Source organism: Rhodococcus sp. 7Tela_A2, from assembly GCF_049311045.1.
GTDB lineage: Bacteria > Actinomycetota > Actinomycetes > Mycobacteriales > Mycobacteriaceae > Rhodococcus.
Genome location: NZ_JAXION010000019.1, coordinates 1 through 14,377, shown reverse-complemented (window position 1 = coordinate 14,377; position 14,377 = coordinate 1). Strand labels below are relative to the sequence as shown.

The 14,377-nt window shown below is 68.7% G+C and carries 14 protein-coding genes; 7 read left to right on the top strand and 7 right to left on the bottom strand.

Annotation, left to right across the window (positions count from 1 at the left end; translation table 11 throughout):
* Positions 1 to 14: 14 nt before the first annotated feature.
* Genes TVH25_RS05785 through TVH25_RS05770 form a run of 4 tightly spaced genes read left to right on the top strand, consistent with a single transcriptional unit; the run spans position 15 to position 3,154 of the window.
* On the top strand, positions 15 to 1,088 hold the full coding sequence (locus TVH25_RS05785; protein WP_422423560.1) for an alanine racemase: 1,074 nt from the start codon (positions 15 to 17) through the stop codon (positions 1,086 to 1,088).
* A 31-nt stretch (positions 1,089 to 1,119) separates the two neighbouring features.
* A complete protein-coding gene (locus tag TVH25_RS05780; RefSeq protein WP_296550730.1) occupies positions 1,120 to 1,569 on the top strand; it encodes an FAS1-like dehydratase domain-containing protein in 450 nt (149 codons plus the stop codon).
* Positions 1,566 to 2,003, top strand: coding sequence for a MaoC/PaaZ C-terminal domain-containing protein (locus TVH25_RS05775; RefSeq protein WP_169651492.1), 438 nt, complete (start codon positions 1,566 to 1,568; stop codon positions 2,001 to 2,003). Before TVH25_RS05780 ends, TVH25_RS05775 begins: the two co-directional genes overlap by 4 nt.
* A gap of 38 nt (positions 2,004 to 2,041) precedes the next feature.
* A complete protein-coding gene (locus tag TVH25_RS05770) occupies positions 2,042 to 3,154 on the top strand; it encodes a PQQ-dependent sugar dehydrogenase (protein WP_422423558.1) in 1,113 nt (370 codons plus the stop codon).
* 6 nt (positions 3,155 to 3,160) lie between these two features.
* Here the strand turns inward: TVH25_RS05770 and TVH25_RS05765 are convergent, their stop codons facing one another.
* The 3 genes from TVH25_RS05765 to TVH25_RS05755 are packed head-to-tail and all read right to left on the bottom strand — an operon-like array spanning position 3,161 to position 5,565.
* The gene (locus TVH25_RS05765) at positions 3,161 to 3,613 is read right to left on the bottom strand and encodes a MaoC family dehydratase (protein WP_422423557.1); all 453 of its coding nucleotides are present in this window, start codon (positions 3,611 to 3,613) and stop codon (positions 3,161 to 3,163) included.
* Positions 3,614 to 3,642: 29 nt separating this feature from the next.
* The gene (locus TVH25_RS05760; protein WP_296550727.1) at positions 3,643 to 4,389 is read right to left on the bottom strand and encodes a GntR family transcriptional regulator; all 747 of its coding nucleotides are present in this window, start codon (positions 4,387 to 4,389) and stop codon (positions 3,643 to 3,645) included.
* 24 nt (positions 4,390 to 4,413) lie between these two features.
* Positions 4,414 to 5,565, bottom strand: a complete 1,152-nt coding sequence (locus tag TVH25_RS05755; protein WP_169622105.1) for an acyl-CoA dehydrogenase family protein — start codon at positions 5,563 to 5,565, stop codon at positions 4,414 to 4,416.
* Positions 5,566 to 5,860: 295 nt separating this feature from the next.
* On the opposite strand from TVH25_RS05755, the gene TVH25_RS05750 reads away from it, so the two are divergent.
* Complete coding sequence (locus TVH25_RS05750) at positions 5,861 to 6,862, top strand: MaoC family dehydratase (RefSeq protein ID WP_169622104.1); 1,002 nt, start codon at positions 5,861 to 5,863, stop codon at positions 6,860 to 6,862.
* A 15-nt stretch (positions 6,863 to 6,877) separates the two neighbouring features.
* Here the strand turns inward: TVH25_RS05750 and TVH25_RS05745 are convergent, their stop codons facing one another.
* Positions 6,878 to 7,942 carry an enoyl-CoA hydratase/isomerase family protein gene (locus tag TVH25_RS05745; protein ID WP_169622195.1) on the bottom strand — a complete coding sequence of 355 codons (1,065 nt, stop codon included), beginning with the start codon at positions 7,940 to 7,942 and terminating at the stop codon, positions 6,878 to 6,880.
* Positions 7,943 to 8,000: 58 nt separating this feature from the next.
* Here TVH25_RS05745 and TVH25_RS05740 point away from each other — a divergent pair, with 58 nt between their 5' ends.
* Together TVH25_RS05740 and TVH25_RS05735 are read left to right on the top strand one after the other, a co-directional pair.
* The gene (locus TVH25_RS05740; protein ID WP_422423556.1) at positions 8,001 to 9,224 is read left to right on the top strand and encodes a CoA transferase; all 1,224 of its coding nucleotides are present in this window, start codon (positions 8,001 to 8,003) and stop codon (positions 9,222 to 9,224) included.
* Positions 9,221 to 10,612 (top strand): amidohydrolase family protein, encoded by a 1,392-nt coding sequence (locus tag TVH25_RS05735; protein WP_422423555.1) that lies wholly within the window; start codon positions 9,221 to 9,223, stop codon positions 10,610 to 10,612. Before TVH25_RS05740 ends, TVH25_RS05735 begins: the two co-directional genes overlap by 4 nt.
* Before the next feature lie 30 nt (positions 10,613 to 10,642).
* Here the strand turns inward: TVH25_RS05735 and TVH25_RS05730 are convergent, their stop codons facing one another.
* From TVH25_RS05730 to TVH25_RS05720, 3 genes are all read right to left on the bottom strand, one after another.
* Positions 10,643 to 11,734 (bottom strand): 2-oxoacid:ferredoxin oxidoreductase subunit beta, encoded by a 1,092-nt coding sequence (locus TVH25_RS05730; RefSeq protein WP_422423554.1) that lies wholly within the window; start codon positions 11,732 to 11,734, stop codon positions 10,643 to 10,645.
* 29 nt (positions 11,735 to 11,763) lie between these two features.
* Positions 11,764 to 13,671, bottom strand: coding sequence for a 2-oxoacid:acceptor oxidoreductase subunit alpha (locus TVH25_RS05725; protein WP_422423553.1), 1,908 nt, complete (start codon positions 13,669 to 13,671; stop codon positions 11,764 to 11,766).
* 138 nt (positions 13,672 to 13,809) lie between these two features.
* Positions 13,810 to 14,377: dienelactone hydrolase family protein (locus tag TVH25_RS05720; protein WP_422423552.1), on the bottom strand; the 568-nt coding region annotated here is incomplete at its 5' end.

Genomic DNA, 14,377 nt, shown 5'->3' with positions numbered 1-14,377 from the left:
GATAGGCTGCGGAAATGACCTCGTTCCCCGACCTCGACGCGACTCCGGTTCTCGTCGTCGATACCGATGTCCTCGACCGCAACGTCACGCGGATGGCGCAGTCGGCCGACGCGCGCGGGCTTCACCTGCGACCGCACGTCAAGACACACAAGTGCGTCGAGATCGCTCGGCGTCAGCTCGCCGCGGGTGCCTGTGGGCTGACGGTGGCGACGGTGTCCGAGGCCGAGGTATTCGCGGACGCGGGTGCCGACGACCTCTTCGTGGCGTACCCCTTGTGGGTGGACGCCGCCCGCGGCGCGCGGCTTCGGGCACTCGCCGCACGCGTCCGGCTCACGGTCGGGGTCGAGTCCACCGCCGGCGTCCGGGCACTCGCGGCGCATGCCGGCACCGGCGTCGGCGTGCTCGTCGAGATCGACAGCGGACATCACCGCACCGGAGTTCCTCCCGAGCGGGCCGGCGCCGTCGCCGCGGCCGCCCGCGACGAAGGCCTCGAGGTACACGGCGTCTTCACCTTTCCCGGTCACTCGTATGGTCCGGGCGTTCCGCCGGTGGCCGCTGCCGAAGAATCGGTTGCGCTCGCGGCCGCGGCCGCCTCGCTGCGCGCAGTGGGCATCGAACCGGCGGTGATCAGCGGCGGCTCCTCGCCCACGGTGATGATCGAGGCTCCGACCGAAGCCACGGAATTGCGGCCGGGCGTATACGTCTTCGGCGATGCGCAGCAACTCGAACTCGACGCGATCACCGAGCAAGACCTCGCGCTCACCGCGCTCGCGACGGTGGTCTCGGCACGCGGCGATGTCGTGGTCCTCGACGCCGGGAGCAAGATTCTCGGTGCCGACCGGGCGTCGTGGGCAACCGGATACGGCCGTATTCTGGGGACGCCCGATGCCCGGATCGTCGCGCTGTCCGAACACCACGCCACCGTGCAGTGGCCGGGTCACACCTCCCCGCCCGCGCTCGGTGAGCGGGTGCGAGTGGTGCCGAACCACGCGTGCAACGCCGTGAACCTGGTCGACGAGTTGGTGGCGGTCTCCGGCGGCGCGGTGGTCGGCAGGTGGCCGGTCGCAGCGCGGGGATGCACCACCTGACCCGTCCGCCGTTCACCGTTACGCTCCGTGGATGCCACCACTGAATCCCGACCTGAGCGGACGGGTCTTCCCTGCGACGTCGTATCTCGTCGGACGCGAGAAAATCCGCGAGTTCGCTCGTGCCGTGCGATCGAAGAACCCGATCCACCACGATGTCGATGCCGCTCGTGCCGCAGGTTTCGCGGACGTCGTCGCACCGACCACCTTCACCACCGTCGTCCAGAGCCCGGCGGTTGTGCAGCTTCTGGAAACTCCGGGCACCGGCCTCGAGCTACATCGGACGGTGCACGGCTCGGAGAAGATCGAGTATCACCGCCCGATCGTCGCCGGCGACGAGTTGGCCACCACACTCACCATCACCGACGTCACCGAACGCGCCGGCAGTTCCATCCTCGCCACGGTGTGCGAGATCCGGGATACCGCCGGGGATCCGGTCGCCACGATCACATCGACACTGCTGCACCGGGGAGACGACGCATGACGCGGAGCACGGCACCACGTTTCGACGATCTCGAACTCGGGGCGATCGTCGCGAAGTCGGACCTGAAGGTGACTCGGGCGGATCTGGTTCGCTACGCGGGCGCGTCGGGCGACTTCAACCCGATCCACTTCGACGACGCGGTCGCCGCCGGGGAAGGCCTGCCCGGCGTGCTGTGCCAGGGAATGCTGACAGCGGCACTGGGACTGCAGGCCGTCGTCGACTGGGCCGGGGATCCGACCTCGGTGATCTCGTACGAAGCGCGCTTCACGCGGCCGGTCGTCGTCGACCCACTGGACGGGGCCGACCTGTCGATCTCCGCGAAGGTCGCCCGCCTCGACGACGTGGAGCGTGTGGCACGCGTCGACATCACCGTGTCGGCAGCGGGCCGGACGGTCCTCGGGAAGACGCAAGCCCGCATCCGTTTCTCGTCCTGACCCGGCAGAATCGCGCGCGCCGCGAGAGGATGTACGACGTGACCAGAACTCTCCTGGCTCGGCTCGCCGTCACCGCTGTGGCGGTGCCCCTCGTGGCGTGCGCGTCGCCGTCCACTCCCGCGATCGACGAGGAACCCACCCGGGCGAGCACCGCCACGGCCGAGTCGCCGGCACCCGACGCGGGCGACCCGCGTGTCACCGGAACCGTCGCATCCGGGCTCGAGACTCCGTGGGGGATCGCGTTCCTGCCCGGCGGTTCCGCGCTGGTGACCGAACGGGACTCGGGGCGGGTACTCGATATCGCCCCCGACGGCACCGTCCGCGAGGTGGGCCGCATCGGCGATGTGGTCGCGCAGGGTGAATCGGGGTTGCTCGGCATCGCGGTCTCCCCAACCTTCGACGCCGACGGCCTCGTCTTCCTGTACGCGACGACCGGCGCGGACAACCGCATCCTGCGCGCCGTCTACGACGGCACGGCCCTGTCGGAACCGTCCGTGATCGTCGACGGCATTCCCGCGGCGCGGATCCACGACGGCGGACGGCTGGTCTTCGGGCCGGACGGCATGTTGTACGCCGCGACGGGTGAAGCCGGTGACGCCGAACTCGCTCAGGACCCCGCGTCGCTCGGCGGCAAGATCCTCAGGATCACGCCGGACGGCGCGCCCGCTCCGGGCAATCCCGATCCCGCATCGCCGGTCTATTCGCTCGGCCACCGCAACGTGCAAGGACTGGCGTTCGACGGACAGGGCCGCCTGTGGGCGTCGGAGTTCGGCCAGAACGACGTCGACGAGCTGAATCTCGTCACGCCCGGAGCGAACTACGGCTGGCCCGACGTGGAAGGGACCGGCGGCGCTCCGGAGTTCGTCGACCCCGTCACGACCTGGCCGGTATCCGACGCCTCCCCGTCCGGGCTCGCCTTCGCCGACGACCGGCTCTGGATGGCAGCCCTCCGCGGAGAAAGACTGTGGAGCATCACGATCCGGCCGGACGACACGGTGGACGCGCGGGAATTCTTCGTCGGCGAGTACGGACGGCTCAGGACCGTCGCCGCCGCGCCGGACGGTTCGCTGTGGTTGACCACCTCGAACCGCGACGGCCGCGGGCAGCCCGGCGACGACGACGATCGCATCCTGCGCGTCGAAATATCCTGAGACGGATCAGGGAACGAGTACGACGACCGTTTCGGCGACCAGCGCCGGCTTGGTTCCGCCCTCGACCTCGACGGTGTAGTTCACCACCAGATTCGCGCCTTTCGCGGTGCGTTCGAGCGACGTGAACTCGGCGCCGGCACGGATCCTCGAACCGACGGGCACCGGCGCGGGGAAACGCACCTTGTTCGCACCGTAATTGATCTTCATCGTCACGCCGTCGAGGGAGAAGATCTTCGCCCCGAGAACCGGCAGCAGCGACAAGGTCAGATACCCGTGTGCAATCGTCGTGCCGTACGGGCCGTTCTTCGCCTTGTCCGGATCGACGTGGATCCACTGGTGATCACCGGTGGCGTCGGCGAACAGGTTCACGCGCTCCTGGGTGATCTCCATCCACTCGCTGCGGCCGAGGTCCTCCCCGACTGCCTTCTCGACCTCGTCGATTCCGTGGAAAACTCGCATTTGTGCTCCTGTTCGGGTAGTTGTGGCGGTCAATGCCCGGTCCGCCTGAGGGTGACGCGATACGTGTAGTGCTCCGGCAGAAAGTAACTCACCGACAGCTCCGCCGGTAGTCCCTCGGCGTTCGAGTACAGGCGGTCCACTCTCAGCAGCGGATGCCCTACCGCACAGTTCAACTCGGCCGCGACCTGCTCGGATGCCGATGCCACGGTGATCGACTGTGCGGCTTCGACGATCGGGCTGTCGAGATGAGGCTCGAGCAGGCCGATCACGGTGTTACGGCTCGACGCGCCCGCCCGCAACGCCGGTGCGTCCAGCACGTGCGCCGCGATCTCGTCGGGGAGATGAATGGTGGTGAGCACGAAAGGGGTGGACCCGTGCACCCGCCGGAGCACGACCGAGTAGAGCAGATCGGTGTCGAGCCGCAACCGGCTCGCCGCATCGATGTCGACTCCCCTGTGTAGCGGGGTGACGATCTCCATGACGGTGTCGGCGGACAACGCGAGGAGGTCCTCGATCGACCCGAGTTGCCGCCGGTAACGCCTGCCCGACTCGTCCGCGAACGTGCCACGCCCCGGGACGCGGTAGACGATGCCGTCCGCCACGAGATCCTGGAACGCACGCCGAACCGTCTGCCTGCTCACCCGGTGCTGCTCGGCCAATTCGGCTTCGGTAGGCAGGCGCGTCCCGTTGCTGTACCGGCCGGCTTCCACCTCGTCCCGTAGCCGACGGGCGAGCTGCGCGTAGGCCGGTTCCGTCTCTCGTGCTCTGCCGTCCATGACCGCCGATCCCGGTGGTACCGGTCAGATTCCGCCGCGGGCCACGAGTTGGCTCGCGATCACGTTGCGCTGGATCTCGTTGGTCCCCTCACCGACGATCATCAGGGGTGCGTCACGGAAGTAGCGTTCGACGTCGTACTCGGTCGAGTACCCGTAACCCCCGTGGATGCGCACCGCGTTCAGGGCGATCTCCATCGCAATCTCCGAGCAGTACAGCTTCGCCATGCCTGCTTCCATGTCGCATCGTTCGCCGCTGTCGTACTTTTCCGCCGCATAGCGGGTGAGTTGCCGAGCTGCGGTCAGTTTGGTGGCCATGTCGGCGAGGTAGTTGCCGATCGACTGGTGTTTCCAGATGGGCACCCCGAAGCTCTCGCGATGTTGCGCATAGGCCAGCGAATCCTCGAGTGCCGCGGCCGCAACACCGAGCGCGCGGGAGGCGACCTGCAGACGGCCGGTCTCGAGGCCCTTCATCATGTGTCCGAAACCTTTGCCCGGGTCGCCTCCGAGGATCGCCTCGGCCGGAATCCGGTAGTTGTCGAAGCTCAGTTCGCACGACTCGACGCCCTTGTAGCCGAGTTTCGGCAGATCCCGTGAGACCGTCAGGCCGGGGCCGTGTTCGACGAGAACGACGGAGATGCCCTTGTGCCGCGGGGTGGCCTGCGGATCGGTCTTGCACAACAGCGCGATCAGCCCCGCACGTCGCGCATTGGTGATCCAGGTCTTCGCGCCGTTGATCACCAGATCGTCGCCGTCGCGCTTCGCGGTGGTCGTCATCGCCTGGAGGTCGGAGCCACCGCCCGGTTCGGTGAGCGCCATCGTCGCGCGGATCTCTCCGGTGGCAAGCTTGGGCAGGTACCTGCGCTTCTGCTCCTCGGTGCCGTACAGCGCAAGCAGTTTCGCCACGACCGTGTGGCCGCCCATCGCGCCCGCAAGACTCATCCAGCCGCGCGAGAGTTCCTCGGTCACCTGCACGTAGCAGGGCATCGACACCGGGGATCCGCCGTACTCCTCGGGTACCGCGAGGCCGTAGATGCCGATCTGCTTCATCTGCTCGATCCAGCGTTCCGGGTACTCGTTGGCGTGCTCGACTTCCTGCACGGTGGGCTTGACCTCGCGGTCGACGAAGTCGCGGACCGTCTCGATCAGAAAAGTCTCTTCGTCGTTCAGAGTGCTCACGCGGATCCTTCGATCGGTGCCGGGTGGCGACCCGACCAAACTTTGTACGGCCATTTTGTTGACCACGCGTAGCCGTGTCAATGCCTGCCCCTTCGAATCCGCCCGAAATTCCAGAGTTTTCAGCAATACGTGTGGCTGCATCTGCCTATAACTCTGGCGCAGCACCCCACAATGGCCGTACATTCACCGCGTTCCCCGCTGTCCCGAAATCCACGAGGTTCTCCGTGACGTCCGAGCCACACTCTTCCGGCGGCGAGCAGCGCCCGTCGCACCCTGTCGAAAGCCGGAGCCTGACATGACCACGAATCCCGTTTCTGTCGGCGGCCCATATTTCGACGAACTCACCGTCGGCCGCGTCTTCGACACCGCACCCGCAGTCACCCTCACCGACGGACTCGCGGCGACCCACCAAGCGATCCTCGGCGACCGGTTCCGTCTTCCCCTCGACCGGCACCTCTCGACCGCGGTCGCGGGCGGCGCTCTCGCACACGCCGGTTTCGTCACCGACATCGCGATCGGCCAGTCGACGCTGGTGACGCACCACGTCAAGGCCAACCTGTTCTACCGAGGATTGCGTTTCCACCGATTCCCCTTCATCGGCGACACGCTCTACACGACCACCGAAGTAGTGGGCCTGAAAGAGAATTCGGCGAAGCCGGGTCGTCGACCCACCGGCCTGGCGGCGCTGCGCGTGAACACCGTGGACCAGGACGGCAGGACAGTGCTCGATTTCTACCGATGTGCGATGCTGCCGTTGAGCGAGACTCCAGATCCCGGCCGGATCGTCCACGCGGAAGACCTGTCCGTAATCGGACCTCGGGACCAGCCGATCTGGTCCTCACCCGGCAACTGGGACCTCGATCTGTATCGGAGTCGAGTTCCCGGAACCCATTTCGATCCCGCGCTCGCCGGCGCCGTGCTGCGATCGAGTGGAGACGTCGTGTCCGGTGCACCCGAACTCGCGCGCCTGAGCCTGAATATCGCTGCGACACACCATGACGAGCGTGTCGGGTCGGCGGGGCGACTGGTGTACGGCGGGCACACGATCGGGATCGCACTGTCCCAGGCGACGCGTGCACTGCCGAATATGGTGACCGTGCTCGGGTGGCGGTCGTGCGACCACACCGGTCCCGTGCACGAGGGCGACACCCTCACCAGCGACCTGCACGTCGAGTCCGCCGAACCGCTCCCACAGGGCGGAGGTGTGCTCGCACTGCGGTCTCTCGTGTACGCACAACGTGCGACCACCGAGCCGGCGCCCGTCCTGGATTGGCGTTTCACCGTCCTTATGGCCTGACCGGTCACGGAGGGGTCAGTCGGCGCGGATCTCGTCGATCAAGCCCCACGCCAACGCGCGATCCGCGTCCAGCGGCAGCGCCGTGACGAACAGATGCATCGCGCGCCACCGCCCGATGCGACGGGGAATGCTCACCGTGCCGCCTGCTCCAGGGATCAGCCCCATCGACACTTCGGGAAGCCGGAACACCGTCGCCGGATGGGCCACCACTCTGCCCGCGAACGCCGGAATCTCGATGCCGGCACCGACGCAGTGACCGTGCAGACGCACCTCGATCCGGTCTGCGAGCTGCGCGACGACTCGTCCCGCGCCCCCGCGGGTACGGATCAGGTGCGCGGTCGCCGCGTCAGGGGTGCGCCCGAACTCGTCGAGGTCTCCGCCCGCGCAGAACGACGGTCCCGCGCCGTCGAGGACGACACGCTCGATGCTCTCGTCCATCAGCGGCAACCGGAGCGCGTCGACCAATGCGTCGCGCAACTGCGTCCCGTACGCGTTGCGCCGTTCCGGGCGATTGAGCGTCACGTGCAGCGTCACGCCGTCGCGCACGAGGAGCACGGGATCCCCGGACGCGGGCGGGGGCAGCGGGCGGAGTCCCCGGTCGTCGAGCCACCGGGCGAACTCGGGTCCGCTCTGCAGCGTGGAATATCCCAGTGACTCGACATCGAGCGCGCCGGATACCGCAAGGGTGTCGGCGGTGCGCAACACCTGCCGCAACACCAGCGCCGCGAGCGGATTGTCTGTCACGGCGTCGAGCACGGTTGCGGCGCTCGCGCCGGGATCGGGCGTGCCGACCACCGTCGTCGTGACCGGATCGGGGCCGGTGGCATATGTGAGGTCGAGCGCGCCGAGCAATGGGGACAAGGCGCCGGAATCGAGCGGCACCGTCGCCCGGCCGACCAGCAGTCGATCGGACATCGCGGCCCGGTGAGCCGCCCGCTCGAGCACCGACGCGGGGACATCGTCGAGGTCGACGATCAGCATCGGACGGTCGGCCGCGCCCCCGTCCGCGAAGAAAGGCTCGTCGGCTGCCCCGTCCGCGAGATCGGCAACGGAAATCGTGACGGCTGTCGTCGGGTCCATATGTTGTGCCTTCACGCTCGACTCCGGCCCCCTCGCGTTGGAATGTAGCATCACGCTCATGTCCTCCTCTTCCGCCGGCGACCCGGTCAGGGACTGGGCGGAGAGCGGAATTGCTTCTCTCACGGGGAGAGTCGACGGCCCTCCTTTGATCCCACCGGGCCGGGCGGCAACCACGGCGAGGGAACTGACGGCACGGATCGCGTCCGCGACCGCCGGTTCGGTACAACTCGACGGCGCCCACCTGCTGTCCGAGCGTGCCGCATTCACCGGCGCCCGCAGGGCCGGCGCCACGTCGGTGGGCGGCGCGTGCCGACTGTTGCCCACCGCAGACGGGTGGGCAGCGGTGTCGTGCGCACGTCCCGGCGACCCCCTGCTCCTGGGCGCCCTCGGCGGCGCCGACGTGGCCGACGACCCGTGGCCCGCCGTCACGGCCTGGGTCGCCGGCCACACCGGCGCCGAACTCGCCGACCGCGCGGAACTGCTCGGCATCGCCGCCGGACCGGTGACGCCGCCCACCGGTACGCCGCCCGTACCACTGGAACCACGGCAGGTCGACGGACTGCTCGTCGTCGATTTCAGCGCTCTGTGGGCCGGTCCGCTGTGCGCTCACGTGCTGGGACTGGCGGGGGCGCGCGTCGTGAAGGTCGAGACGCCCGACCGGCCCGACGGAGCACGACGCGGCAACTCCGAGTTCTATCGCTTGCTGCACGGCGGCCACGAGTCGGTGGTGCTGGACCCGTCCGACGACCGGCAACGCCGGGAACTGGCCGCCCTGGTCGATGCTGCGGACATCGTCGTCGAGGCGTCGCGTCCCCGCGCCCTCGCCGGTTTCGGGCTCGACGCCGAAACAGTGGTGGCGCGCGGCGGCACGTGGGTGTCGATCACCGCGCACGGTCGCGGGTCGATGCGCGTCGGCTTCGGTGACGATGTCGCCGGAAGCGCCGGATTGCTCGCCCACGACGCGCACGGTCCGGTCTTCGTGGGCGATGCGCTGGCCGATCCCCTCACCGGCCTGACCGCCGCAACCCTTGCACTGTCGGCCCCCGCAGACGGGTCCGGTGTGCTGTGGGACGTGTCGATGTCGGCCGTCGTCGCGGCGACTCTGAACGCATCGCATTCTCCTGCACCGCAGGCATATCGGCGCGGCGGCCGGTGGTGGGTGGACACGGGTCCGGCCCCCGTGGAGATCGTCCCGCCGCGCCCACGCGAACCGCACGGGGAAGCCGCTCGCTCGGGACGGGACACCGCACAGCTACTGGGCGAACTGGGGATCCGGCGATGACGCCGCTGATGCTGCGCGATGTCGAACTCGGCGGCGTTCCCGGTTCGGCAGTGGTGATCCGGGACGGGGTGATCGCCGAGGTGGGGGTCGGACTCGAACCGACCGGGAACATCGACGTGATCGACGGCGCCGGCGGAGCACTCGTACCGGGCCTGCACGACCACCACATCCACCTGCACGCAACAGCTGCCGAACGGTCGTCGGTGCGCTGCGGACCCCCGCATGTTCGTACCCCCGACGACCTCGCACGAGTGCTGCGGACGGCACCGGGTGACTCGGTCCGTGGAGTCGGATACTTCGAATCCGTAGCGGGGGAGCTCGATTCCGAGGCTCTCGACCGGATGCACGCGCGGCGCCCTGTGCGGGTGCAGCATCGCAGCGGCGCGCTCTGGGTCCTGAACTCCGCGGCCGCGGCGCTCGCCGGACTCGACGCCGCCGACCATCCCGGCGTCGAACGGTACGGCGACGGGCGCCCGACGGGACGCGTGTGGCGGGCCGATACGTGGCTACGCGACCGGTTGCCGCCGACCGCGCCGCCCCCGCTCGACGCGATCGGCGCTCAGCTCGCGGCGTACGGGATCACCGGTCTCACCGACGCGACACCGGACCTGTCACCGAGTTCGCTCGCGGCTCTGGTGGACGCGCACGGAGGCGGTGCGCTCCCCCAGCGCCTGCATCTTCTCGGTGCACCGGCCGGATTCGTCTCCCCCAGCGGCACTCTGAGCTCCGGTCCCTACAAGATCGTGCTCGCCGACTCCGGGCTCCCCGACCTCGACGTGCTCGCCGAGACGATCCGGGACGTGCACGCCGCCGGGCGCGCGGTCGCGGTGCACTGTGTGAGCAGAGAAGCGTTCGCAATCCTGCTCGCCGCCTTCGCCGAGGTGGGTGCCCGTCCCGGCGACCGGATCGAGCACGGTGCTCTCATACCCCCCGAATCGATCGACGATCTGCGCCGGCTCGGCCTGCGGGTCGTGTCGCAGCCCGGGTTCCTCTCCGATCGTGGCGACAGCTACCTGCGCGACGTGGATCCCCGGGACCGCGGCGACCTGTATCGATGCCGCAGCCTGCTCGACGGGGGCGTACCTCTCGCGCTGTCGAGCGATGCCCCGTACGGGCCGCTCGACCCGTGGGCCATCATCGCAGCCGCCACGACACGGACGACGGAGTCGGGTGCGGTCCTCAGCCACTCCGAGATTCTCGATCCTTCCCAGGCGCTCGCCGGGTTCCTCTCGGCCGCAGACGATCCGGGCGGGAATCCGAGGACGATCCGGATCGGGCAACCCGGAGATGTAGTGCTCCTCCACGCTCCTCTCGCCGACGTTCTCTCGGCGCCGTCGTCATCAGCGGTGCGCACCACCGTCATCGGCGGCCGTGTCGTGCACGGATGACGCCGGAAGGCGCGGGGAGTCGTCAGGTCGTCAGGACACGGTCCAGGTGTGGGGACCGTCGAGGAGTTGCTGGAGGTCTGCCGGCGCTTCGGCTTTCGCCCGCGCCACCTGGTCGCGCGCACCGTCGTCGTATGCCGGCCGCTGTCCTGCTCGCACTATTCCGGTGACCGTGTACTCGAGGTTCTGGTCCGACAGTCGCGACAGGGCGTAGGCGTACTCGAGGTCCTCGGTGTGCGCATCGTGGACCACGATGTCGCCGGGGTCCACCTCGGCGCGCTGCGCCACCCGCAGACCGAAACCGCGGCGCACGACGCACAGTTCGTCGTCGGTTCCGAAGATGATCGGTTCGCCGTGCCGCACGTGGATCAACCGGGAGCCGGCGCCGTCCTTCCGGAGCACGTCGAACGAACCGTCGTTGAAGATCGGGCAGTCCTGCAAAATCTCGACGAACGCCGCGCCCCGGTGATGCGCCGCGGCGCGCAGCACCTCCGTCAATCCCTCCCGGTCCGAATCCAGCGCGCGGGCAACGAAACTCGCGTCCGCTCCGAGTGCCAGCGACATCGTGTTGAACGGGGCGTCGACCGAGCCCATCGGTGTGGACTTGGTGACCTTGCCGACCTCGGAGGTCGGTGAGTACTGCCCCTTGGTCAGTCCGTAGATCCTGTTGTTGAACAACAGGATCCGCATGTTCACATTGCGGCGTAGCGCGTGGATCAGGTGGTTGCCGCCGATCGACAGCGCGTCGCCGTCACCGGTGACCACCCACACCGACAGGTCGGGCCGGGTGACGGCCAGTCCGGTGGCCAGTGTCGGCGCGCGGCCGTGGATGGAATGCACGCCGTAGGTGTCGAGGTAGTACGGGAACCTCGACGAACATCCGATACCCGACACGAAGACGATGTTCTCCCTCGCGAGCCCCAACTGCGGCAGCATGCTGCGCACGGTCGCGAGGATGACGTAGTCGCCGCATCCGGGACACCACCGGACCTCCTGGTCGGTGGTGAAGTCCTTCGCCTTCTGTGGCACGTCGGTGCGGGGTACATGGGCGAGGCCACTGAGACCCAGATCCCTGCCGACCGCGCTGGTCTCGTGGGCCGTGCCGTTGTGCATCGTTCCCGTCATCTGTCGGATCTCCGATCTTCGGTGGCGCGTCAGCGTGTCACGGCTGCCGCCACCGCGGCTGGGGTCTTTGCGGATTCGGCGCTGCGCAGTCCGTCCTCGAACTCGTCGAGCAGCGCCTCGTGGAGTTCGTCGGCGAGGAACGCCATGCCGGCAACTTTGGTCACCGGCTGGATGTCCGCGTCGTACCGTGCCCGAAGCAACATGGACAGCTGACCGAGGTTCATCTCCGGTACCAGTACCCGCCGGTACCGGGCGAGCACGTCACCGAGGTTCGCGGGCATCGGGTTGAGATGACGAAGGTGTGCCCGCGCGACCGGACGGCCCCCGCGACGTGCCCGGCGGACGGCCTCCCCGATAGGTCCGTACGACGAACCCCAGCCGAGGACCAGGATGTCCGCGTCGTCACCAGGATCGTCGACCTCGAGATCGGGTACGGCGATACCCGCGATGCGGGCGACCCGAACCCGGGTCATCAGTTCGTGATTGGTGTGGTGGTACGAGATGTCGCCGGTGCCGTTGGCCTTCTCGAGACCGCCGATGCGGTGTTCCCGCCCCGGGGTACCCGGGATCGCCCAGTCTCGGGCAAGCGTCTCCGGATCCCGCGCGTAGGGCAGATGACCGGGGCCTTCCTCCCCCGGCGGTGTCGCAAATCCGGGTTCGATCGCGGGGAGGTCCGCGGCGTCGGGAATGCGCCACGGCTCGGACCCGTTCGCGATGGCGCCGTCGGACAGCAGCAGCACCGGTGTCCGGTAGGTGACGGCGATGCGCGCTGCTTCCCGTGCCGCCTCGAAGCAGTCGGACGGGGACTGCGGCGCGACGACGGCGACCGGAGATTCCCCGTTGCGGCCGAAGATCGCCTGGAGCAGGTCGGCCTGCTCGGTCTTGGTGGGCAGGCCCGTCGAGGGCCCACCGCGCTGCACGTCGATGACGATCAACGGCAGTTCGGTCATCACGGCCAGTCCGATGGCTTCCGACTTCAGAGCAAGACCCGGTCCCGACGTACTCGTCGCCCCGAGAGAACCGCCGTACGACGCGCCGATCGCAGCACCGATCCCCGCGATCTCGTCCTCGGCCTGGAAGGTGTGCACACCGAACCGCTTGAGTTTGCTCAGTTCGTGCAGGATGTCGGACGCCGGGGTGATCGGATAGGTCCCGAGGAACACGTCCATCCCCGCGGACCGTCCGGCCGAGACGAGGCCGTACGCAAGCGCGGTGTTTCCGGTGATCTGCCGGTATCGCCCGGGCGGTAACGCGGCTTTGCCCACCTCGTAGGTGGTGGCGAACGCCTCGGTGGTCTCGCCGTAGTTCCATCCCGCGCGCAGCGCCAGGACATTGGCCTGCGCGATGTCCGGCTTCGCGGCGAACTTGCGCTCGAGGAAGTCCTCGACGGGGGCCAGTGGACGCCCGTACATCCACGACAACACTCCGAGCGCGAACATGTTCTTGGCGCGGTGGGCGTCCTTCTTCCCCACACCGGACGGCTCGACCGCGCCCGCGGTGAGGGTGCTCATGGGGATCGCGTGAACCACGAACGGCTCGACGAGGTCGGTCTCGAGCGGGTTGGCGTCGTAGCCGACCTTGCTCAGATTGCGCTTGGTGAACTCGTCGCTGTTGACGATGAGGATCCCACCCGCAGGCAGGTCGCCGAGGTTGGACTTCAGGGCAGCCGGATTCATCGCGACGAGCACGTCGGGCCGGTCCCCCGCGGTGAGGACGTCGTAGTCGGCGATCTGGATCTGGAAGCTCGAGACGCCGTGCAGTGTGCCCTGGGGTGCGCGAATCTCGGCGGGGAAGTTGGGCTGGGTGGCGAGGTCGTTGCCGAACGCGGCGGCCTCGGCGGTGAATCTGTCACCGGCGAGTTGCATCCCGTCGCCGGAGTCACCCGCTATGCGGATGACGACTTGTTCCAGCTTCCTGGCGGTCGGTCTCGACGTCATACGGTCGGCTCCTTCTTCCCCCGGCGTGCGCTGGGGGTCGGGTGTGCTCCATGGTCGTCCTCCGGCGCATTTCCGCAACCCGTTCCCGGAACTTTCTCGTCCGTGCCGCCCCGAACCGCCGTCGGCCGACCGCGCGGCTCAGCCGAGCGTGGTATCGGCGACGAAGCGCAGGGCCTGCGGCCAGGAGAGCGCGTAGGCGTCCGCATTGACCTGATTGCCGTGCCGTGACCGCACGCTGAAGCCGTGTTCGGCACCGGGATAGACATGGATGATGGTTGCCCCGGTTCGGCGCTGCTGGAGCGCCTGCTGCAGGTCGCGGAAGGTCTCTGCGGACATCACGGTGTCGGCGCCGGCGTGCAGCACCATGACCGGCGCGGTGATCGTCGAGGCCTGGTCGACCGCGTCGAGGGTGTGGGTCGGCGGAGCCGAGTCCCAGATGGACGGGTGGTACGCGACCACAGCGGCGGGCCGCTCGTCGCGTGCGGCGAGGAGCAGCGCGAGGCGTCCCCCGAGGCACCACCCGATCACGCCGATCTTCGACACGCCCAACTCGTCGACGGCATAGTCCAGCAGCGTTCCCATCTCGGCGAGGGACGCCTCGTCGTCGAGTCGGCCCATCATCTCGGCGAGCCGGTCGTGCGGGGTGTCGTCCGGCCCCCGGCCCCGCCCCCGGGCCCCCCCCCCCCCCCGGGGCCCCCCCCCCCCC

Bases quoted from the DNA above. Each gene is read 5' to 3' on its own strand.
- TVH25_RS05780 (WP_296550730.1), top strand. From the start codon at position 1,120: ATGCCACCACTGAATCCCGACCTGAGCGGACGGGTCTTCCCTGCGACG.
- TVH25_RS05735 (WP_422423555.1), top strand. From the start codon at position 9,221: ATGACGCCGCTGATGCTGCGCGATGTCGAACTCGGCGGCGTTCCCGGT.
- TVH25_RS05725 (WP_422423553.1), bottom strand. From the start codon at position 13,671: ATGACGTCGAGACCGACCGCCAGGAAGCTGGAACAAGTCGTCATCCGC.
- TVH25_RS05750 (WP_169622104.1), top strand. From the start codon at position 5,861: ATGACCACGAATCCCGTTTCTGTCGGCGGCCCATATTTCGACGAACTC.
- TVH25_RS05765 (WP_422423557.1), bottom strand. From the start codon at position 3,613: ATGCGAGTTTTCCACGGAATCGACGAGGTCGAGAAGGCAGTCGGGGAG.
- TVH25_RS05785 (WP_422423560.1), top strand. From the start codon at position 15: ATGACCTCGTTCCCCGACCTCGACGCGACTCCGGTTCTCGTCGTCGAT.
- TVH25_RS05740 (WP_422423556.1), top strand. From the start codon at position 8,001: ATGTCCTCCTCTTCCGCCGGCGACCCGGTCAGGGACTGGGCGGAGAGC.
- TVH25_RS05745 (WP_169622195.1), bottom strand. From the start codon at position 7,942: ATGGACCCGACGACAGCCGTCACGATTTCCGTTGCCGATCTCGCGGAC.
- TVH25_RS05775 (WP_169651492.1), top strand. From the start codon at position 1,566: ATGACGCGGAGCACGGCACCACGTTTCGACGATCTCGAACTCGGGGCG.
- TVH25_RS05730 (WP_422423554.1), bottom strand. From the start codon at position 11,734: ATGACGGGAACGATGCACAACGGCACGGCCCACGAGACCAGCGCGGTC.
- TVH25_RS05760 (WP_296550727.1), bottom strand. From the start codon at position 4,389: ATGGACGGCAGAGCACGAGAGACGGAACCGGCCTACGCGCAGCTCGCC.